The organism is Pseudomonas sp. TYF_14 (assembly GCF_043105275.1).
Taxonomy (GTDB): Bacteria; Pseudomonadota; Gammaproteobacteria; order Pseudomonadales; family Pseudomonadaceae; genus Aquipseudomonas; species Aquipseudomonas alloputida.
Genome location: NZ_JBICLK010000054.1, coordinates 134,539 through 155,881 on the forward strand (window position 1 = coordinate 134,539; position 21,343 = coordinate 155,881).

The 21,343-nt window shown below is 58.4% G+C and carries 18 protein-coding genes and 1 pseudogene; 6 read left to right on the forward strand and 13 right to left on the reverse strand.

The genetic code is table 11. From position 1 onward, the window contains the following. Positions 1-94: 94 nt before the first annotated feature. The gene (locus tag ACF8O8_RS14290; protein WP_010955845.1) at positions 95-475 is read left to right on the forward strand and encodes a hypothetical protein; all 381 of its coding nucleotides are present in this window, start codon (positions 95-97) and stop codon (positions 473-475) included. Positions 476-744: 269 nt separating this feature from the next. Here ACF8O8_RS14290 and ACF8O8_RS14295 read toward each other — a convergent pair whose 3' ends face one another. Then, on the reverse strand, positions 745-1,272 hold the full coding sequence (locus ACF8O8_RS14295) for a DUF3617 domain-containing protein (RefSeq protein WP_003253248.1): 528 nt from the start codon (positions 1,270-1,272) through the stop codon (positions 745-747). A 132-nt stretch (positions 1,273-1,404) separates the two neighbouring features. Between ACF8O8_RS14295 and cls the strand changes: the two genes are divergently transcribed. Next, positions 1,405-2,844: a cardiolipin synthase gene (cls, locus tag ACF8O8_RS14300; RefSeq protein WP_392509881.1), complete on the forward strand. Its 1,440-nt coding sequence runs from the start codon at positions 1,405-1,407 to the stop codon at positions 2,842-2,844. Positions 2,845-2,927: 83 nt separating this feature from the next. Here the strand turns inward: cls and cfaB are convergent, their stop codons facing one another. Beyond that, entirely contained in the window at positions 2,928-4,112 is a 1,185-nt protein-coding gene (gene cfaB / locus ACF8O8_RS14305) for a C17 cyclopropane fatty acid synthase CfaB (protein ID WP_049588386.1), read from the reverse strand. Between the two features lie 207 nt (positions 4,113-4,319). Between cfaB and lpdA the strand changes: the two genes are divergently transcribed. Continuing rightward, positions 4,320-5,720, forward strand: a complete 1,401-nt coding sequence (lpdA, locus tag ACF8O8_RS14310; protein ID WP_010955849.1) for a dihydrolipoyl dehydrogenase — start codon at positions 4,320-4,322, stop codon at positions 5,718-5,720. A 70-nt stretch (positions 5,721-5,790) separates the two neighbouring features. Here the strand turns inward: lpdA and ACF8O8_RS14315 are convergent, their stop codons facing one another. The 4 genes from ACF8O8_RS14315 to ACF8O8_RS14330 form a co-directional block, all read right to left on the reverse strand. Next, positions 5,791-6,798, reverse strand: a complete 1,008-nt coding sequence (locus tag ACF8O8_RS14315) for a transketolase family protein (protein ID WP_012054134.1) — start codon at positions 6,796-6,798, stop codon at positions 5,791-5,793. After that, positions 6,795-7,643 carry a transketolase gene (locus tag ACF8O8_RS14320; RefSeq protein ID WP_392509882.1) on the reverse strand — a complete coding sequence of 283 codons (849 nt, stop codon included), beginning with the start codon at positions 7,641-7,643 and terminating at the stop codon, positions 6,795-6,797. The genes ACF8O8_RS14315 and ACF8O8_RS14320 overlap by 4 nt, the downstream gene beginning before the upstream one ends. 18 nt (positions 7,644-7,661) lie before the next feature. Continuing rightward, entirely contained in the window at positions 7,662-8,963 is a 1,302-nt protein-coding gene (locus ACF8O8_RS14325; RefSeq protein ID WP_392509883.1) for an MFS transporter, read from the reverse strand. Positions 8,964-9,030: 67 nt separating this feature from the next. Beyond that, positions 9,031-9,780, reverse strand: a complete 750-nt coding sequence (locus tag ACF8O8_RS14330; protein ID WP_014754902.1) for an SDR family NAD(P)-dependent oxidoreductase — start codon at positions 9,778-9,780, stop codon at positions 9,031-9,033. Between the two features lie 195 nt (positions 9,781-9,975). On the opposite strand from ACF8O8_RS14330, the gene ACF8O8_RS14335 reads away from it, so the two are divergent. Both ACF8O8_RS14335 and ACF8O8_RS14340 read left to right on the forward strand, forming a co-directional pair. Beyond that, complete coding sequence (locus ACF8O8_RS14335; RefSeq protein ID WP_029380745.1) at positions 9,976-10,893, forward strand: LysR substrate-binding domain-containing protein; 918 nt, start codon at positions 9,976-9,978, stop codon at positions 10,891-10,893. A gap of 246 nt (positions 10,894-11,139) precedes the next feature. Further along, on the forward strand, positions 11,140-11,763 hold the full coding sequence (locus ACF8O8_RS14340) for a class I SAM-dependent methyltransferase (RefSeq protein ID WP_392509884.1): 624 nt from the start codon (positions 11,140-11,142) through the stop codon (positions 11,761-11,763). A 935-nt stretch (positions 11,764-12,698) separates the two neighbouring features. Here ACF8O8_RS14340 and ACF8O8_RS14345 read toward each other — a convergent pair. Both ACF8O8_RS14345 and ACF8O8_RS14350 read right to left on the reverse strand, forming a co-directional pair. After that, positions 12,699-12,974, reverse strand: a complete 276-nt coding sequence (locus tag ACF8O8_RS14345; RefSeq protein WP_392509885.1) for a DUF6966 domain-containing protein — start codon at positions 12,972-12,974, stop codon at positions 12,699-12,701. Continuing rightward, on the reverse strand, positions 12,971-14,326 hold the full coding sequence (locus tag ACF8O8_RS14350) for a DUF6861 domain-containing protein (RefSeq protein ID WP_392509886.1): 1,356 nt from the start codon (positions 14,324-14,326) through the stop codon (positions 12,971-12,973). The genes ACF8O8_RS14345 and ACF8O8_RS14350 overlap by 4 nt, the downstream gene beginning before the upstream one ends. A gap of 297 nt (positions 14,327-14,623) precedes the next feature. Here ACF8O8_RS14350 and ACF8O8_RS14355 point away from each other — a divergent pair. After that, positions 14,624-14,815, forward strand: a pseudogene (locus tag ACF8O8_RS14355) (transposase); the annotation flags it as partial. A gap of 370 nt (positions 14,816-15,185) precedes the next feature. Here the strand turns inward: ACF8O8_RS14355 and glmS are convergent. From glmS to atpD, 5 genes are all read right to left on the reverse strand, one after another. Continuing rightward, the gene (glmS, locus tag ACF8O8_RS14360) at positions 15,186-17,021 is read right to left on the reverse strand and encodes a glutamine--fructose-6-phosphate transaminase (isomerizing) (protein WP_010955884.1); all 1,836 of its coding nucleotides are present in this window, start codon (positions 17,019-17,021) and stop codon (positions 15,186-15,188) included. 3 nt (positions 17,022-17,024) lie between these two features. Further along, entirely contained in the window at positions 17,025-17,801 is a 777-nt protein-coding gene (locus ACF8O8_RS14365) for a DeoR/GlpR family DNA-binding transcription regulator (RefSeq protein ID WP_003253204.1), read from the reverse strand. Between the two features lie 189 nt (positions 17,802-17,990). Next, entirely contained in the window at positions 17,991-19,358 is a 1,368-nt protein-coding gene (gene glmU / locus ACF8O8_RS14370; RefSeq protein WP_047603748.1) for a bifunctional UDP-N-acetylglucosamine diphosphorylase/glucosamine-1-phosphate N-acetyltransferase GlmU, read from the reverse strand. Positions 19,359-19,476: 118 nt separating this feature from the next. Continuing rightward, the gene (locus tag ACF8O8_RS14375) at positions 19,477-19,896 is read right to left on the reverse strand and encodes a F0F1 ATP synthase subunit epsilon (protein ID WP_010955886.1); all 420 of its coding nucleotides are present in this window, start codon (positions 19,894-19,896) and stop codon (positions 19,477-19,479) included. A 43-nt stretch (positions 19,897-19,939) separates the two neighbouring features. Then, positions 19,940-21,316, reverse strand: coding sequence for a F0F1 ATP synthase subunit beta (gene atpD, locus ACF8O8_RS14380; RefSeq protein WP_003253197.1), 1,377 nt, complete (start codon positions 21,314-21,316; stop codon positions 19,940-19,942). Positions 21,317-21,343: the final 27 nt, after the last annotated feature.

Below are 21,343 nucleotides of genomic sequence, written 5' to 3' on the forward strand. Positions count from 1 at the left end.
CGCATTCGAAACGATGCATTGCATAATGTTATAAGGTAACAATACAATTTCGCCAAGGGGTTCTCGACGGACGAGTGCTCACAGAGGATGAAAAATGAATTTGCCACGCGTCATGGCATTGCTGTTACTCACCATGCCTGCCTCGCTCTTGGCCATGCCACAAAACAAAACATTGGCCCTTTGTACGCGAAGTGCGACGCTGCTCGCTTGCCAGGACGGCAAAGGCAGTTACTACAGTGTGCGTACTGAAGGCAGCACCTTCTACCTTCGCGGCTACGACTTCAGCAGCCGTCGGCTGTGGGCACAAACCAACAGCCGCTACGGCACATTGACTTTTTTTACCGGCCTGGCCAGCGATGGTGAGGCCTGGGTGGGTTACAGCCGCCGCGTAGGCTGGACCACCTTGAACCGCGTATCCAGTTCCAGCGGGGAGCGCTTCAAGCTGCATTGCAGCTTGATCGAGGGCTGCCGTTGATGCCTCCTTTTGTTTTGAAGGCTTTTCCTCTGCTGCCTATTTGCACATCAGCTTCGAGCGCTTGCTGAAAACGCCTTTCTTGATCAGCCGTTCTCAGGCCGAAAAGCTATGCCGTAACCGCGTCGAGGCAAGAGTTGAAAATGAAATGTTCCACGTGGAACTATTCGTTTCCCTACCGACATCTGGAACTGGGCATGCTCGGCTGCTCGAACGACAACTGAGGCTGCAGGCCCACGACGCGGTTGCCATCAGCCAGTGGCAATGGGATTTCAGCTGCGCGGTTTGACCGTACCGCAGTCATTGCCTAGCCACACCGCACGTGTGTTCATGCTGCCTTGCTGCTGCACACCCGAAGCGTTGAACGTGCCACTGACCTGGGTGGTGAATTCCCGATCACTGAGGAATGTAGCCTGGCCACTACCCTGTGCTTTCGGGCAGCTGAACTGGAATTTCCACACGTTACCGGTACGGTCGGTAATCTTCTGTGTGCAGCCCGATTTCGGGTCCTGCAGGGGAATGTCATTCGTTGCCACCTGTTCAGGCGTCAGGCACGAACGCACACCCTTACCACCTACACTGACCCCTTGTTTGGCCAACACCCCTTCCATCATTGCGCGTTGCTCTGGCGGCAGGTTCTTCAACTGACCGAGCATGAATTCCATGTCGGGTAGCGGCTTGCCATCGACCTGCATGTTGCTGGTGGTCAGCTCCCACAACCCCGGTTGCAGCATCTGGGCTTGTACCAGTGGACTGCTCATGCCTAGGGCCAACGCCAACAGTGGCAGACGAATCTTCATGGACGAACGCTCCTGGAAAAAAGCCGGTCAAACGGGCCGGACTGAGCCTTAGACGCCAAATCCGCCTGCGGGTTGCAGGCGGACCGGGAACGTGTTCTGTTACCTCAAGTGTACTCGGCAAGCAGGATGCATATGGATTACCACAGCCCCTACTTCTTTGGTTACCTACTCGGCCTGATCCATCTGCTGGGTATTGTCGCCGCACTGCATGCGCTGTTCACCGTGCGGACAGCCCAGGGCGCCATTGCTTGGGCGATGCCCTTGCTCTTCATCCCCTACCTCACCTTGATCCCCTACCTGATCTTCGGCGCCCGCTCGTTCTATGCCTACATCAAGGCTCGGCGCCAGGCCAACCAGGAAATGCACGTGGCCATGGCCAACCTCAACTGGCGGCCCTGGGTTGAAGAAGCCCTTACCGCCCGCGAGTCGGAAAGCTACACAGCCTTGCGCGCCATGCCCAAGCTGGGTCGCATGCCATGCCTGGCAAATAACCAGGTGAAATTGCTGATCAATGGCAAAGCCACCTTCGATGCCATCTTCGCAGCCATCGAAAAAGCACGCGATGTGGTACTGGTGCAGTTCTTCATCATTCATGACGACACCCTCGGCAAGGCACTGCAGCAACTCTTGCTACGCAAAGCCGCCGAAGGCGTGCAGGTGTTCGTGCTGTACGACCGTGTCGGTAGCCATGCCTTGCCGTCCAGCTACAGCCAGGTGCTGCGTGACGGCGGTGTGCAGATCCATGCATTCGCCACACGTCGCGGCTGGTTCAACCGCTTCCAGGTGAACTTCCGCAACCATCGCAAGATTGTAGTGGTGGATGGCTTGCTCGGCTTCATCGGCGGCCACAATGTGGGAGACGAGTACCTGGGTGAACATCCACAGCTTTCCCCTTGGCGTGACACCCACGTACAGATCAGCGGGCCGGTGCTGGCCTGCTTGCAAGAGTCGTTCGCCGAGGACTGGTACTGGGCCACGCGCCAGCTACCGCCGCTGATCCTGCCCGATACGTACCCGGATAACGGTGTGCTGTGTCAGGCCTTGGCCAGCGGCCCGGCAGACCCACAAGAAACCTGCTCGCTGTTCTTCCTTGAAGCGATTCATTCGGCCACCCGCAGGGTGTGGATCACCAGCCCCTACTTCATCCCTGACGAGGCCGTGTTCGCCGCCTTGCGGCTGGCGGTGCTACGGGGAGTCGATGTGCGGGTGCTGATCCCGTCACGGCCTGACCACCGCATCGTCTACGCCGCCTCCAGCCTGTTTGCCTTCGAAGCAGTGCGCGCGGGGGTACGTATGTTCCGTTACCAACCCGGGTTTCTGCATCAGAAAGTGGTGCTGGTGGATGATGACATCAGTGCGATTGGGAGTGCCAACCTGGACAACCGATCGTTCCGCCTGAACTTCGAGATTACCCTGCTGACAGTCGATCACGGCTTCGCCGACCAGGTCGAGCACATGCTCCAGGAAGACTTCGAACAAGCGCGGGAAATTACTGCTGAAGACACCCAAGATACCCATCGACTGCAGCAATTGGGGATGCGGATTGCGCGGCTGATATCGCCGATTCTTTAGGGTGAACACGCCCGTTGAAAGCGGCCTTTTCGCGCTAAAGGCCGCTCCTGCACAACCCTATCAGGGCTGCGACACTTACGATTTCAGCGGTACAAATCTTCCCGCGTCCAGGGCAGGTCATGATGCCCGTCGGCGTATGGCTTCACGGCCAATATCTGGTGCAGGTTGATCCAGCCCTTCTGAAAGGCGTAGGCACACCCGGCCAAGTACAAACGCCAGATCCGCAGGGTCTTCTCAGGCACCAGCGCTGCCGCCTTGTGCAACTGGTTCTCCAGGTTCTCGCTCCAGTGGTGCAAGGTTTTAGCGTAGTGCAGGCGCAGGCTCTCCACGTCCACCACCTCCAGCCCGGCTTCACAGATACTGGCGCTGATCATCGACAGGTGCGGCAGCTCGCCGTGGGGGAATACATAGCGATCGATGAACTCACCCGCCCCGCGCCCGACCGGTCGGCCATCGACGTGCTTGGCAGTGATGCCGTGGTTCATCACCAACCCCCCTTCCCTCACCGCCCCAAACAGCTTCTGGCAGTACAGCGCCAGGTTGGCATGCCCGACATGCTCGAACATACCCACGCTGACAACCTTGTCGAAGCGACCATCCTGGGGCAGATCGCGATAATCGAGAATCTGCAGGTCGACCTTGTCGGCAAGCCCTTCGGCTTGCACACGCTTGCGGCCGAGCTTCAATTGCTCCTTGCTCAGGGTAATGCCGAACACCTTGGCGCCATATTCACGGGCAGCGAACCGCGCCAGCCCGCCCCAGCCACAGCCAACATCGAGCAGGTAGTCACCGGCATCCAGGCGCAGCTTGCGGCACAGGTGGTCGAACTTGTCCTGCTGCGCCTGGTCGAGCGTATTGTCCGGCTCACGGAAGTAGGCGCAGGAATAGGCCATGTCCTGGTCCAGCCAAAGCTGGTAGAACGCGTTGGACACGTCATAGTGGTAGGAGATTGCCTTGGCGTCGGTGGTCTTGTCATGAGAAACACGTGGCGGCGGCGTTTCATCCTCATCCGCCAGCAGCGCTTCGCTCAGCTCGTCGCACACGCGGATGGCCTCACCGATATCGCCTTCCAGCTCCAGCTTGCCTTCGACGAATGCGGTGCCTAGCTGGTCCATGCTTGGGTGGGTCAACTGGCTGATCAGCTGTGGTTCCTTGACCAAAATCGTGACCTGAGGACTAGGCCCAAGATCAAAATGGTTGCCGTCCCACAGCTTCAGCCTCAGCGGCAGATGCAAGCTCTGCAATGCAGGTGGAAGTTGAGCAAGCATGAAACACCCCTCCTGTCCGTAATTGGCCACGACGCCTAATATTTCGAACGTCACCGGATCAGAGTAGTTCATCTGTAGGATGTTTCCTCTAAGCAAGACCATGGTCTAGAACCAACTGATCTTATCCACACAGCAGATTGTATACAATCACTGCATCTCAGCTTAACCTTGTGCCCTCTCGCGCTTCTACATCCTGGAGTTGAACCCATGAAATCCTATGACGTGGTGATCATCGGCGGTGGCCCTGGCGGCTACAACGCAGCCATCCGTGCTGGCCAGTTGGGCCTGAGCGTTGCCTGCGTGGAAGGCCGCTCGACCTTGGGCGGTACCTGCCTGAACGTCGGCTGCATGCCATCCAAGGCGCTGCTGCATGCTTCGGAGCTTTACGAAGCTGCCAGCGGTGACGAGTTCGCCCACCTCGGTATCGAAGTAAAGCCCACCCTCAACCTCGCCCAGATGATGAAACAGAAGGACGAGAGCGTGACAGGCCTGACCAAGGGCATCGAATACCTGTTTCGCAAGAACAAGGTCGAGTGGATCAAAGGCTGGGGCCGCCTGGATGGCATCGGCAAGGTCGTGGTCAAGGCCGAAGACGGTAGCGAAACCGCGTTGCAGGCCAAGGACATCGTCATTGCCACCGGCTCTGAGCCCACCCCTCTGCCAGGTGTGACCGTCGACAACCAGCGCATCATCGACTCGACCGGCGCGCTGTCGCTGCCGCAAGTGCCCAAGCACCTGGTTGTCATCGGTGCTGGCGTGATCGGTCTTGAGCTGGGTTCGGTCTGGCGCCGCCTGGGTAGCCAGGTCACTGTCATCGAATACCTGGACCGCATCTGCCCAGGCACTGACACGGAAACGGCCAAGACCCTGCAGAAGGCGCTCGCCAAGCAAGGCATGGTGTTCAAGCTGGGCAGTAAAGTGACTCAGGCTACCGCAGGTGCCGATGGCGTCAGCCTGACGCTGGAGCCTGCCGCCGGGGGTACCGCAGAATCGCTGCAAGCCGATTACGTGTTGGTGGCTATCGGCCGTCGCCCTTATACAAAAGGGCTAAACCTGGAAAGCGTGGGCCTGGAAGCCGACAAGCGCGGCATGCTCAACAACGAGCACCACCGTACCTCAGTGCCGGGTGTCTGGGTGATTGGCGACGTCACTTCGGGCCCAATGCTGGCGCACAAGGCCGAAGACGAAGCGGTGGCCTGTATCGAACGCATCGCCGGCAAGCCCCACGAGGTCAACTACAACCTCATCCCTGGCGTGATCTATACCCGCCCGGAGATGGCCACCGTGGGCAAGACTGAAGAGCAGCTCAAGGCCGAAGGACGTGCCTACAAGGTTGGCAAGTTCCCCTTCACCGCCAACAGCCGTGCCAAGATCAACCACGAGACCGAAGGCTTCGCCAAGGTCATCGCCGATGCCGAAACCGATGAAGTACTGGGTGTGCACCTGGTGGGCCCAAGCGTCAGCGAGATGATTGGTGAGTTCTGCGTGGCTATGGAGTTCTCGGCCTCGGCAGAAGATATCGCCCTCACCTGCCACCCGCACCCGACGCGCTCCGAGGCCCTGCGCCAGGCGGCGATGAATGTGGATGGCATGGCCATGCAAATCTGACGAGCCCCATTCGCTGCGTCGGGGATAGAGCCGCCTTTAATTCCGGCCGGCTCTATCTTCAGGTATCACGTCACAGCCAAGCCTTGATCTGCGCGCTCACCGCGTCGGTAGAGATACCGTAGCGGTCATGCAGCGTCGGCAAGGCGCCGGCATCGAGGAAGGCATCGGGCAAGGCGATCTGGCGGAATGTCGGCGTTACCCCGTTGCGCAGCAGCAGGCCCGCCACCGCCTCGCCGAGGCCGCCGATGATCGAATGGTTTTCGGCGGTGACCACCAGCCGTCCGGACTTGCGCGCCTCAGCCAGAATCGTCTGTTCGTCCAGTGGCTTGATGGTAGGTACGTGTAGTACTGCCACATCGACGCCATCCTTCTGCAACTGCGCTGCGGCCTCTAGCGAGCGCATGGTCATCAGACCGGTGGAAATGATCAGCACGTCCTTTCCGGTGCGCAGGGTCTTGGCCTTGCCGATCTCGAACTTGTAGCCATATTCGTCCAATACCAGCGGCACGTTGCCGCGCAGCAGGCGCATGTACACCGGTCCCTGATGGGCGGCGATGGCGGGCACCGCCTGCTCGATCTCCAGAGCGTCACATGGGTCGACGATCATCAGGTTCGGCATGGCGCGGAAGATTGCCAGATCATCCGTAGCCTGGTGGCTGGGGCCGTAACCGGTGGTCAAGCCCGGCAACCCGCAGACGATCTTGACGTTGAGGTTCTCCTCGGCGATGGCCATGCAGATAAAATCATAGGCCCTGCGCGAGGCGAATACCGCGTACGTGGTGGCGAACGGCACGCAGCCTTCGCGTGCCATGCCAGCGGCTGCACTCATCAGCAATTGCTCGGCCATGCCCATCTGATAGAAACGGTCCGGGTGCGCCTTCGCGAAAATGTGCAGGTCGGTGTACTTGGACAGGTCCGCCGACAGGCCGACGATGTCCGAACGCTGTTCGGCCAGTGCCGCCAACGCATGACCGAACGGCGCTGAGCGGGTGGCCTGGCCCTCGGCAGCGATCGAAGCGATCATGGCCGAGGTTGTCAGGCGCTTCTTACCGGTTTCGGTGGTGTTTACGCGGCTCATACAGTTCTCCCGACCTGAAGGTTTTGCAATGCCAGATCCCACTCGTTTTCATCGACGCGGATGAAGTGGGTTTTTTCACGTGACTCGAGAAAGTCCACACCCTTGCCCATCTTGGTATCGCAGATGATGACCCGCGGCTGTGCACCTTGATGGTTGCGTGCGGCGTCGAACGCGGCGACCAGGGCGCCGATGTCGTTGCCGTCCACGCGCTGGGTAAACCAGCCAAACGCCTGCCAACGGTCAACGATGGGCTCGAAGGCCAGCACTTCGCTGGAGTAGCCGTCGGCTTGCTGGTTGTTGACGTCGATGATTGCGATGAGGTTGTTCAGTTTCCAATGTGAGGCCGACATCGCGGCTTCCCAGGTTGATCCCTCGTTCAATTCGCCGTCCGAAAGCAGGTTGTAGACAAACGAATCCGATTTCTTGCGCTTCAGGCCCAGGCAGGCGCCGACCGCTATGCCCAAGCCGTGGCCGAGCGACCCCCCGGTTATTTCCATGCCCGGCGTGTAGGCGGCCATGCCCGACATCGGCAGGCGGCTATCGTCCGAACCATAGGTTTCCAGTTCCTCCAGGGGTATCACGCCGGCTTCGATCAGCGCTGCATACAGGGCGATGGCGTAGTGACCGATGGACAGGTAAAAGCGGTCGCGTTGCCCCCATTCGGGGTTGTGGGGCTGATAGCGCAGCGCATGGAAGTACGACACGGCCAGCAAGTCAGCGGCGCCGAGGGCCTGGCCGACATAACCCTGGCCCTGGACCTGCCCCATGCGCAGGGCATGGCGGCGAATGTTGTACGCGCGTTCGGCGAGCGCCGAGAGCGAAGTGTCGGGTGCGTTGACAGTCATGGTGACTACTCCAGCGAGTTAACGATTGACCGATGCGGCGGGAATGCGCAGGACCAGCGTGGCCCCCGCGAGCAGCACTGCGGTGATCAGGTACATGCCGATGGCACTGGAACCGGTGGAAGTGGTGATCCAACCGATCAGGTAAGGCGAGCAGAACCCGGCAAGGTTGGCGAAACTGTTGATACCGGCGATACCTGCTGCGGCTGATACGCCGCCGAGCAGCGTAGTGGGCAGCATCCAGAACAGTGAGGAAGCCGAGAGCACGCCAGCAGCTGCAAGGCACAGGCTGAGTACCGACAGCAGCAGGTTGCCGCCCAGCAGCGCCGCCAGCGTCAGGCCGATGGCACCTGCGATCATCGGGGCAACCAGGTGCCAGCGACGTTCGCGATGCTTGTCGCCACTACGGCCCATCAGCAGCATGGCGGCGATGGCGCACATGTAAGGCAGGCTGGTCAGCATGCCGATGTGCAGTGGGTCCGATACCCCGGCATTGCGGATCAGGGTCGGCAGCCAGAAGGTGATTGCGTACTGGCCCATTACGACACAGAAGTAGATGCAGGCCAGCAGCCATAGGCGGCGATCACGGATGAATTCCCGAGGTGAGGCATGAGTGACCTTGTGGGCGTTGTCCTCGGCGAGCTCCTTGGTAACCAGTTCCTTTTCTTCATCGGTCAGCCAGGTGGCCTGATGCACGCCATCTTTGAGATAGCTCAGTACCAACAAGCCGACGATGACGGTTGGAATTGCCTCGATGACGAACATCCATTGCCAGCCCGCCCAGCCATGAAAACCTGCGAACTGATTCATGATCCAGCCTGACAGTGGGCCGCCAATCATCCCCGACAATGGAATCGCGACGAACCACAGCACGGTCATCTTTGCGCGACGGTAGGACGGGAACCAGTAGGTCAGGTACAACAACAGGCCAGGAGCCAGACCCGCCTCAGCGATGCCAAGCAGAAAGCGCAGGGCATAAAACTGCCAGGCGGTTTCAACGAAGGCAAAGAGGCCGGAAATGATCCCCCAGGAAATCATGATCCGGGCGATCCAGCGGCGTGCGCCGACCCTGTGCAGGATCAGATTGCTGGGCACTTCGCAAAGAAAGTAGCCAATGAAGAACATGCCGGCGCCCAGGCCATAAACGGCCTCGCTTAGGGACAGGTCGCTCATCATCTGCAACTTGGCGAAGCCCACGTTCACCCGGTCCAGATAGGCACACAGGTAGCACAGCATCAGGAACGGCATCAGTCGCCAGGCAGTCTTGCGGTATGCGTTGGAGCGCACGGCCGAAACCGCGTCCAATGACAGGGTGGTAATCATGATGGTCTGATCTCTTGTTTTTATCGATTCAGAACAGCGTCAGCCGCGCGGGCTGACGCAATGTGCATCAGTGAATGAGCATGCCGCCGTTTACATCCAGGGTGATTCCGGTCAGGTAAGTCGACAGATCGCTGGCCAGGAACAAAGCGGCGTTAGCGACGTCTTGCGCCTCGCCCAGACGGCCCAGTGGAATTCCGTCGATGATTGCGTGGCGACGATCGTCCTGCATCAAACCGCCAGTGATGTCCGTGTGAATCAGACCCGGGGCGATGGCGTTCACGCGCACGTTATCCGGCCCCAGCTCTCGTGCCATGGCCTTGGCCAAGCCCAGTACCCCAGCTTTCGCTGCGCTGTAGTGTGGGCCACCGAAAATACCACCGCCACGCTGTGCCGATACCGAGGACATGCAGACAATGCTGCCCGAACGTTGCTCGCGCATCAGGGGAATGACGGCCTGAGACATCAGCAGAGTGCCGCGCAGGCTGACGTCGAGCACCTTGTCGTAGTCGCTGTGCTTGATGTCCAGGGTCTTGAGGGGTTGGGTGATGCCAGCGTTGTTGACCAGCACGTCGATGCGGCCAAAGTGCTCGATGATCTGCGCAACAGCCTGGTTTACCTGTGCCTGATCGGCGACGTTGGCGGCCAGGCCGAGATGACCTTCGCCAAGAGACGCTGCGGCATCGCGGGCAGCGGCTTCATCCAGATCGAGGATCACCACGCGGGCACCTTGAGCAGCGAATGTGGCCGCAGTGGCCCGGCCGATCCCGCGTGCCGATGCTGCGCCAGTGATGATTGCGACTTTGCCTTGAAGAAGCATGGGTGTGACCTCTGATTGTTTTTATAAGGTCGATTCAGCGGAATCGATGGGCCTACTTTGGTCTCGGCCCAGGCCCTGAGCAATAACGCAAAAATCATTGGGTGCTGAAAAAAATTCAGCACTCGTCACCCTGATTGCTAAATGATTGAATGAAGGCCCCCAATAAAAATATGCGCTGCGAGCGAAGTGACTGATATGCGATCTGTTGACGATACCGCGCCGGCCCTTCCACCCCTGAGAGCGATTCAGGCCTTTGAGCAAACCGCTCGCTTCGGTAATGTTGCCCGCGCGGCGGAAGTGCTGGACCTCACCCCTTCGGCTGTCAGTCATCAATTGGCCAAGCTCGAAGCAATGATTGGTCGACAACTGTTCTTTCGCGCGGCGCGTGGCGTCAGCCTCACCCCCGTTGGCGAGCAGTATCTGAAAGACGTTTCCGGCATTCTGCACAGTCTTTCCGTCGCCACGGAACGGGCCAGCAGCGATGTCAGCCTCGATTGCCTGCGTTTGCATTCGTCACCGAGTTTCGGCCTGCTGTGGCTAATGCCAAGGCTGGAAGCATTTCGGATGGCGCACCCGGATATCCAGATCAACTTGTCGTGCTCTTATGAATCTCTGCATTTCAGTCGCGACAAGATTGACGTAGACATTCGCCATGGCGAACCCAATTGGCCTAGCTACGAGGTGCGCACCTTAGGCAATGAGGCATTTGCCGTGCTGGCCTCACCGAAACTGCTGGCCCGGCATAGGATCGACGACGCGTCGGATCTACTGCGTCGGGACTTGATTCTCTCCGAGGCCACATTGTTGAAATGGCCGGCCTGGTTCGCTCGACACGGTCTCGCCCGCCCGGAAAAGCCCTACGCGTTGAGCTTCGATCGTTCCTACATGTCCCTGGAGGCCGCCAGTCACGGGCTGGGTTTTGCACTCGAAAGTACGTTGTTAGCGCAGAAGTACCTTGCGTCCGGCACACTGGTGGAAGTCGTGCCACACATCTTCAGCGCGCCTGTGGCGGCCCATCATCTGGTGTTTCCGAAAGCGCATTCCGGGTTCGAACGGGTCAGGCGTTTCTTGGCGTGGATGGAGAGAGAGCTCGGGCATGGCTTCGTGTTTTAGGCATGCTGATGATCGCGTACATGTTGCTGTGACCGGAGCTCGGAATGGCGGATCGTAAAGCCAATGGTAAGGCTCCAGCCAAGTCACCTTGCGTGAAGGATTCCGCCGAGCTCCTCGCGAGGAAATGTACGCTGTCGCAAGTCGAGAGCCTTTGGCCTGGCTGTCTTTTCAAGAGACTACACATCGGATCCATGCCAGCATACGGGGGCTTTTGGCAAGATTACGACCTCAGGGAAGGATACAAGAATGCAATGCAAAGACGCGTGCGGGTCTTTCAAGTGGACAACGTATTACGAGCACCACAGAGACCGCCCAGCATCATCGCTTCTTCACACAGCAATTGGACTTGCGAGCACTCAGACAAACTCTAGAAAAGCTGTGGATCTGGGCTGTGGCTCTGGCAACGAGACTCGCGCTTTACTTCAAGCTGGCTGGGATGTTCTAGCTATCGACCGAGAGCCGGCCGCAATCGAAATGGTACACGCCATAGGTCTGGATCACCCTGCTGCAAAGCTAGAAACAGCTACCCAATGGTTTGAGAGCATCGAGGCCTTGCCACCCTCGTCATTGATCCATGCAGGCATGGCCTTACCATTTTGTCATCCAGATCACTTTGAAAAATTCTGGTCAGTTGTCATGTCTGCACTTCTGCCGGGAGGAGTGTTCGTGGGCCAACTCTTCGGTGACAAGGATGATTGGGCATCCGACCCGGAGAGGACCTTTCACTCTGAGTCAGAAGCCCGTGTGCTATTCCAAGACCTTAGCTTGAAGGCGTTCGAAATCCATGAATATGACGGGCCCAGCATGCGAGGCACGAAGCATTGGCATCGCTTTGACGTCATTGCCCAAAAGCCAGCGTCGAACGAGTGAGGCAACTTTAAGGAGCAGGAACATTGCAGGCGGCGGCGGGGTGGACTCACCGCCTCCTGCGACAGTTTTAACTATCCTGCGTCCCGTTTTCCGCGGCATTCAGCCTCTTGCAGAAGACATGCAAAACTGTCGCAAGGCGCAGAAATGCAGCTTACGCGCCGAGCGCTAGAGAATTAAAGCTGTCGCAACCAACAACGACGCTTGCTCCCACGGTTTCGGCTGCAATTCTGGCCAGTTCCGCCCTGTTGTGACCGGCCGCTATATTGGTCGAAAGCAGTCGTTAGCGAGTGACCGTTATCGGCCCCTTTGCAGCCGCTCAAGGTGTTTAGGAAACCAAGGGCGATTCAATGCCTGTCAAAAGTTGTCATCACTGGCCCTGCCCTCTCTGATTCGTTTATCTCGCGTCGTCTCTACTTGCCCAAGCGACTGCGGTGAGCAAGTCTGCTCCTTGAAGCGATAAATGCCCTCTGCGGGTTGAGCGGTTTTGGGTCTGCATTGTGCCGGTCGATATAATCCAAAATTGAACGTTCGACATCAGCCACGCTGACATGGGCGCCTCGCCTGATCCATTGTCCGGCAATCTGACTGAAAAACGCTAGACCAAGTTCAGCCAGGACGCCGAGGTGAGAGTGAAATGCACGTGAAAAGGAGGCCGGGAACCAAACAAGTCGCGACCTTCACGATTTTATGAGTTCCGGAGTTATCCATGATTAGCTGGACGTCCAGATCCTTGGCAACCGAAGCCTTGATTGTATTGAGGAGCGCCAGAAACTCTTCGCTTCCATGGCGGCGCTTCAACTGGCGGATGACCTAGCCACTGGCCACATCCAGCGCTGCGTAAACGAGGTAGTGCCGTGACACTTATAGTCGTGGGTACGAGACATCGGCTTGTACTTGGCGCCTCCTGATCAAGTGCTGTCGTCAGGACCGTTGCCCTAAGCGCTCATGCACAGCTCGTACAATTTAGTTCGCAGTTCGGCCAGCTCATTATTCTCACTGATCAGCGGTTGACCGTTACGGTAGAGAACGATATCACTGAGGGACCCCATTCCACCGTAGAGCCTCAATATTTTTGAAAGGATATGGCTGCTATCGTTCGGTAGTTCCATTCGGTACTGATCAACACGTGTTGCCCATTCATCTTCGTTGCCAAGACGCAGCAGCTCCGAAATTCGGACCATGGTCTGGATAATCTGACTGATGTTTTTCATTTCAAAGGACTCGATCCCATCACTTCAACTCCGCTGATTCTCCATGGCTCAACGACCACAATCTGTGGGGTCCCACCGATGTAGAAACCTCCCTGTGTTCCGACTTCGCCGATGTAGACCTCCGTGCCAGCGGGGATCTTAACATCGAATGCCGTATCGATCGGAGACTTGCCTCCACCCGGCCATTCCGGAAGGACAGCTTTGTCGATGCGCGTTTGCAAAACTCCAGATGGAGCCTCTTCTGCAAAAAACTGCCCCAGCGGTCTATCCGAAACGCCCGCCCGCCGCAGTATCGTGTCCTGGTCCAACTTTACAGCGGTATATCTTCCGCCAGCGAAGGTGCCGGCGAGATCCGAGCTGAGCGGACCTGGCTCAATGGCCGAGTAAGTTCCGGTAATTTCCCCCAGTCTGTGGCGCGGCAATGACTCGACTTTGTGAGCGACGGATTGTTTATTGAGAGGTTCGGGCTGAGGTTCTACGACTTTTTGCAAGCGGACGGGTTCGCGTACCTGCAGTTCAGGCTGTGCCAGAATCTTCTGCTCGTTCCTCGCCAGCCAGTTGGCAAACTGCTTGTTTGAAATCTCTGCCTGAAGCTTGGCGCTGCGGGAGGCGATGCTTGCCATGCTGCTGATAGCTCCAGCTTTCATCTGACCACGCATCAGGTAAGTCACGATGGCGGTCAGCAGCAGCAACACCAGTTGCTCCTGTCCTCGAGCCAACTGCCGTGCAGCACGTTCGGTTCGCTCCTGAACTTGCGCGGTAGAACCACCACTAGGATCGAGCCCTGGTGATTTCAGACCGTCCTCAGCACACCATGCCGTGGCGAGTCCTTGCTGCAAGGTGGACAGGCAGGCAGGTAAGCCCTTGTAAAAATACTCGGCGATCGCAGACAACCCCAAGGCCAATAGAATCAGATTACCGATCTGAAGACCTATACCAGCGCCCGCTACAGCTCCAGGCGCAGCTCCCGCTCCAAACGCAAACGCTCCTGCTGCACCACCAGCGATGGTGCCCATCGCCACGCTACCGCCGAGGATCATCGACACTTCTTTAACCAGTTGCAGAAGCACTGGGAGGATCTGTTCGATCTCGATGGCGGCCCATTTACGGCACAGATCCATCTGTATTATCGGATAGGACATCGCCATGGCCTGGCGTACGTAGTCGATTCGGTGCCCACCCATGAGACCGTAGGCTCGACTTGCACCATCGCTGACGCGACGGGTGAAACCATCCCAGCCATCGTGGGCACTTTTCAGGCCAAGGCGGACGCTCTGGTTCACGTCATTGAATGTTTGATCCAAATTACGTTCGATGTCATCCCAACTGGGTACGTTGGCTAAAAGATCCATTTATAAAACACCGTCCTTTGTGATTAGTGCGCATCCATTAACGGCTAGACGACACTCCCTATGCTGATCATGAAGAGCAACAGAGATCCTTATCCACAGCCGAGCAACCGTGGGGGAATCAATTTACTCAATAGGGCATAGTTTTCTCATTCTTCATCGTGGCGGCAGTGATGCCAACTCAACATTACCTCTGAGCGAATTCCGGACTCGCATCAATGTAACACGCAGCACCCCATGAATCGCCCCTGGTTTCGTAGACACCTCTAAGCCTCATAATGAGCCCAAACAGGAGGTGCCATGAGTCGTCAGCGTTACCCTGAAGAATCAAGATCGAAGCGGTCAAGCAAGGGACCAGAAAGGCAAGCCTGGCGCCGATATTGCCCAGCGTCTGGGCATGTCCGTGCACAGCCTCTAGCCTGGATCAAGCTCCACAGCAAACCCCAAGAGCATCGTCAGCAAGATGATGACCAACTAGCCGAACTGCGCAAGCCGAGTGCCTGGGCAAGCTTCATCCCAGTTACTTTTCATGATGTGAAACGCCGCATTCAGTGAGTGATTTTGAACATGTCGATTGAAACCATAGCACTCAGGCCAGCCGATAGCTGCAGCGAGCCTCCTGACTTCGGATGTCTTTATTACATGGCGGGTACGCAGGTCTTCGAAGATATCTGCCTTGGACTCGGCCCAATAGAGCAGCAGGTTCCTTCTCACATATGACGGAAGAGTTTCATCAGGCTGAATCGGGAGGGGTGACGCGGGGAGGCTGGTGAAGCCGCCCGATGAAGGGAAGCGAGAGCCTCCCCTCCACCGGCGACAGTTTTAATTCAACAAAACCAGGTGATCAACACCTGACTACCCGTTACTCGACAGTCACCGACTTGGCCAGATTACGCGGCTGGTCAACGTCGGTCCCCTTTAGCACGGCCACGTAATAAGACAGCAACTGCAGCGGAATGGTGTACAGGATTGGCGCCAGGGCATCGGCAATGTGCGGCACCTTGATCACGTGGGTGCCTTCGCCATTGGTCATGCCAGCGTGCTCGTCGGCGAACACGACCAGCTCGCCACCACGGGCACGCACTTCCTGCAGGTTGGACTTCAGCTTCTCCAGCAGTTCGTTGTTCGGTGCAACGGTAACCACCGGCATGTCGTTGTCCACCAGAGCCAGCGGGCCGTGCTTCAGCTCGCCTGCTGGGTATGCTTCGGCGTGGATGTAGGAGATTTCTTTAAGCTTGAGAGCACCTTCCATCGCCACCGGGTACTGCGCGCCGCGGCCGAGGAACAGGGTATGGTGCTTGTCGGCGAACAGCTCGGCAATTTTCTCGACGGTGGCATCCATGGCCAGGGCTTCGCCCAGGCGGGTAGGTAGTCGACGCAGCTCTTCAACCAGCTCAGCTTCGACACCGGCTTCCAGCGTACCGCGCACCTGACCAAGGGCCAGGGTCAGCAGCATCAGCGAAACCAGCTGAGTGGTGAACGCTTTGGTCGAAGCCACGCCGATTTCAGGGCCGGCCAAGGTCAGCAGGGTCAAGTCCGACTCGCGTACCAGCGAGCTGATACCCACGTTGCAGATCGCCAGGCTGCCAAGGAAACCCAACTCCTTGGCGTTGCGCAGTGCGGCCAAGGTATCGGCGGTTTCGCCGGACTGCGAGATGGAGACGAACAGAGTGTCCGGCTGCACCACCACCTTGCGGTAACGGAACTCGCTGGCCACTTCTACCTGGCAAGGGATGCCGGCCAGGCTTTCCAGCCAGTAGCGCGCAACCATACCGGCGTGGTAGCTGGTGCCACAGGCAACGATCTGCACGTTGCGCACCTTGGCAAACAGGTCGGCAGCTTGCGGGCCAAAGGCCTGGACCAGCACGTTGTCCTTGCCCAGGCGGCCTTCAAGCGTGCGCTGAACAACGCTTGGCTGCTCGTGAATTTCCTTGAGCATGAAGTGACGGTAAGCGCCCTTGTCGGCAGCCTCGGCACCTTCGTGGTACTGCACGGTTTCGCGCTGGACCTTGTTGCCCTGCTGGTCCCAGATAGAGACCTGATCACGGCGGATTTCAGCGATGTCGCCTTCTTCCAGGTACATGAAGCGGTCAGTAACCTGACGCAGCGCCAGCTGGTCGGACGCCAGGAAGTTCTCGCCAAGGCCCAGGCCGATAACCAGCGGGCTACCACTGCGTGCTGCCACCAGGCGGTCCGGCTGCTTGGCACTGATCAGCGCCAGGCCGTAAGCGCCGTGCAGGCGCTTCACCGCCGCCTTAAGGGCGTCGGTCAGGTCTGGAATGCTCTTCAGGGTGTGGTGGATCAGGTGGACGATGACTTCGGTATCGGTCTGCGAAGTGAAGACATAGCCCAGGCCCTTCAGCTCTTCGCGCAGCTCCTCATGGTTCTCGATGATGCCGTTGTGCACCACGGCCACATCATTGCCCGAGAAGTGCGGGTGGGCGTTGCCTTCAGTCGGCGCGCCGTGAGTAGCCCAGCGGGTGTGGGCAATACCCAGCTGGCCTGCCAATGGGTCATCAGCAACAGCAACCTCCAGCTCGCTGACCTTGCCGATGCGGCGGCGGCGCTGCAGTTCACCGTTCTGGGTGAGTACAGCCAAACCGGCGCTGTCGTAACCGCGGTATTCAAGACGCTTAAGGCCTTCGATCAGGATGGCTGTGATATTACGCTCGGCGACAGCACCAACGATTCCACACATGTTTTATTGCTCCTGGCTGATCGCGGCGCAGATCAGGTTGATGCCGCGGGCTTGAATTTGTTCGCGCGCTGCTGCTGGCAGGCGTTCATCTGTAATAAGGGTGTGCACACTGCCCCAGGGCAGCTCGAGGTTAGGGATCTTGCGCCCCACCTTGTCCGACTCGACCATCACGATCACTTCACGGGCAACTTCCGCCATGACCCGGCTCAGCCCAAGCAACTCGTTGAAGGTAGTGGTACCCCGGCCCAGGTCGATGCCGTCGGCGCCGATGAATAATTGGTCGAAATCGTAGGAGCGCAGTACCTGCTCCGCGACCTGGCCCTGGAACGATTCGGAATGCGGGTCCCAGGTGCCACCGGTCATCAGCAGCACCGGCTCGTGTTCGAGGTCGCAGATTGCACGGGCCACATTGAGCGAATTGGTCATCACCACCAGGCCTGGCTGGCGCCCCAGTTCGGGGATCATTGCCGCCGTGGTGCTGCCGCTGTCGATGATAATGCGCGCATGTTCGCGGATACGCCCCACGGCGGCACGCGCAATGGCCTTTTTATAGGAAGAGACGGGTTGTGCCGGTTCACCGAGCAACTCTTGCGGTACCGGCACAGCACCACCGTAGCGGCGTAACAACAAGCCGTTGGTTTCCAAGGCGGCGAGGTCTTTGCGAATGGTCACTTCCGAGGTGGCGAAACGCTTGGCCAACGCGTCCACACTTACCTCACCCTGCTCGCTGAGCAAAGCCAGAATATTGTGTCGCCGTTGTGGTGTGTTTCGTTTCGACATGTGCGTTTAAGTTTCGATTCGAAAGTTAATGGTTGCAATCAAAACCTAAGACGCGCGATTCGTCAAGCTGTCGCTGACCTGTGGATTGTTTGCTTCTGCTTTGAGGCGGTCCTATAGGCGCAGCCGCGCCAATAAAAAAGCCGACTTATTCACATAAGTCGGCTTTCGATGGAAAGGGCTGTGAATAACTCAGCTCTTCTTGATCTTCTCCGGGCGCTTCCAGCCCGAAATGTTGCGCTGGCGCGCACGGGCTACAGCCAGGTCACCCGCTTCTACAGCCTGGGTGATGGTCGAGCCGGCTGCGGTGGTCGCGCCGGCCTTGATTTCCACAGGCGCCACCAGCGAGTTGTTCGAACCGATGAACACGTCTTCACCCATCACGGTCTTGAACTTGTTGGCGCCATCGTAGTTGCAGGTGATGGTGCCGGCGCCGATATTGGTGCGCGCACCGATTTCGGCATCCCCCAGGTAGGTCAGGTGACCAGCCTTGGCCCCTTCACCCAGGTGGGCGTTTTTCAGTTCAACGAAGTTACCCACATGGGCCTTGGCGTCCAGTACGCTGCCCGGGCGCAGGCGGGCGAACGGGCCAGCATCGCTGCCTTCGCCCATCACGGCGCCTTCGAGGTGGCTGTTGGCCTTGACCACCGCGCCTTTGCGCAGGGTCGTGTTCTTGATCACGCAGTTAGGGCCGATCTGCACATCGTCTTCGATGACCACCTTGCCTTCGAGAATCACGTTGATGTCGATCAGCACGTCACGACCAACGCTTACTTCACCACGAACATCGAAGCGTGCCGGATCACGCAGGGTAACCCCCTGAGCCATCAGACGGCGGCCTTCCCGCAACTGGTAGTGACGCTCCAGCTCGGAGAGCTGGCGGCGGTCGTTGGCGCCCTGCACTTCCATAGCATCGTGTGGCTGTTCAGTTGCCACCACCAAGCCATCGGCAACTGCCATGGCAATTACGTCGGTCAGGTAATACTCGCCCTGGGCGTTGTTGTTCGACAGGCGGCCCATCCAGTCGGCGAGGCGCGCGGCCGGCAAGGCCAGAATGCCGGTGTTGCCTTCCTTGATCGCTTTTTGCGCGTCGTTGGCGTCCTTGTGCTCAACGATGGCAGTTACCTGGCCCTGCTCGTCACGCACGATCCGGCCATAGCCGGTCGGATCATCGAGGGTGACTGTCAGCAGTCCCAGCTGCTGATCGTTGGCTTTGGCCAACAGACGCTGCAGGGTCTCCACTTCGATCAACGGCACGTCGCCGTACAACACCAGCACGGTGTCAGCGGTCAGCGCTGGCAGTGCCTGGGCAACAGCATGACCGGTACCCAGCTGTTTATCCTGCATGACGAAATTCAGGTCGTCAGCAGCCAGCCGCTCGCGAACCAGCTCGGCACCATGGCCAATGACCACGTGAATACCTTGCGGCTGAAGTTGACGCGCGCTGTGGATAACATGGCCGAGCATGGAATTGCCTGCTACCGGGTGCAACACTTTGGGCAGCGCCGAGCGCATGCGGGTGCCTTGGCCGGCGGCGAGAATAACGATATCGAGTGACATTACTGGCTACCAATCCTGGGCGGTCAGTGAAAGACCGGGGGAGAAAACAGAAAAAGAAAAAGGGTAGCCGAGGCTACCCTTTTACTCAATCGCAACAGAAGTTATCAGCCGGGGCCGATTACTTGCCTTTGCGCATTTGCTGGACGGTACGCAGCTGGGCTGCGGCCTCGGCCAGACGTGCGGCGGCGGCGCCGTAGTCGAAGTCCGCGCCTTTCAGATTCAGGGCGTTCTCGGCAGCCTTGAGGGCCTCCTGAGCCTGAGCTTCATCCAGGTCTGCAGCACGTTGCACGGTATCGGCAAGCACCTTGACCATGTTCGGCTGAACCTCGAGGAAACCACCAGAGATGTAGAACACCTCGTGTGCGCCACCCTGCTTGGTCAGCGTGATCGGACCAGGCTTGAGATTGGTGATCAGCGGCGCATGGCCTGGAGCGATACCAAGATCACCCAGGTTACCGTGCGCAACCACCATCTCGACCAGGCCGGAGAAGATCTCTCCTTCCGCGCTGACGATATCGCAATGGACTGTCATAGCCATCTGCTTGCCTCAACCTGATAGCGCCCCTTGCGGGGCGCAGGAATTACAGTTTCTTGGCTTTCTCGATCGCTTCGTCGATGCTGCCGACCATGTAGAACGCTTGTTCTGGCAGGTGGTCGTAGTCACCTTTGAGGATGCCGCTGAAGCCAGCGATGGTGTCTTTCAGGGAAACGTACTTGCCTGGCGAACCGGTGAAGACTTCTGCCACGAAGAACGGCTGCGACAGGAAGCGCTGGATCTTACGAGCGCGGGCTACCAGTTGCTTGTCGGCTTCGGACAGTTCGTCCATACCCAGGATCGCAATGATGTCCTTCAGCTCTTTATAGCGCTGCAGAACATACTGAACGCCACGAGCGGTCTCGTAGTGCTCGTTGCCGATCACGTTCGGGTCCAGCTGGCGCGAAGTCGAGTCCAGTGGGTCGACCGCTGGGTAGATACCCAGGGAGGCGATGTCACGGGACAGAACGACGGTGGCGTCCAAGTGGGCGAAGGTGGTCGCTGGCGACGGGTCGGTCAAGTCGTCCGCAGGTACGTATACGGCCTGTACGGAGGTGATCGAACCTTCCTTGGTGGAGGTGATGCGCTCTTGCAGAACGCCCATCTCTTCAGCCAGGGTCGGCTGGTAACCTACTGCCGAAGGCATACGGCCCAGCAGTGCGGATACTTCGGTACCGGCCAGGGTGTAACGATAGATGTTGTCGACGAACAGCAGAACGTCGTTACCTTCGTCACGGAACTTCTCGGCCATGGTCAGGCCGGTCAGCGCTACACGCAGACGGTTTCCTGGTGGCTCGTTCATCTGACCGTAGACCAGCGCTACTTTGTCGAGAACGTTGGAGTCCTTCATCTCGTGGTAGAAGTCGTTACCCTCACGAGTACGCTCACCCACACCAGCGAACACGGAGTAACCGCTGTGTTCCATGGCGATGTTACGGATCAGTTCCATCATGTTTACGGTCTTGCCGACACCGGCACCACCGAACAGACCAACCTTACCACCCTTGGCGAACGGGCAAACCAGGTCGATAACCTTGATGCCGGTTTCCAGCAGGTCGTTGCCGCCTGCCTGGTCAGCGAACGAAGGCGCTGGCTGGTGGATACCGCGACGCTCTTCTTCGCCGATCGGGCCGGCTTCGTCGATCGGGTTGCCCAGTACGTCCATGATACGGCCCAGGGTGGCCTTACCAACTGGAACGGAAATGGCAGCGCCGGTGTCGACGACATCCAGACCGCGCTTCAGGCCTTCGGTCGAGCCCATCGCAATGGTACGAACCACGCCGTCGCCCAGCTGCTGCTGAACTTCCAGGGTGGTTTCCGCGCCTTGTACTTTAAGCGCGTTGTATACACTCGGCACGACGTCACGTGGGAATTCCACGTCGATGACGGCGCCGATGATTTGAACGATACGTCCGCTACTCATAGCTGGATCCTCTGAATATGTGAACCG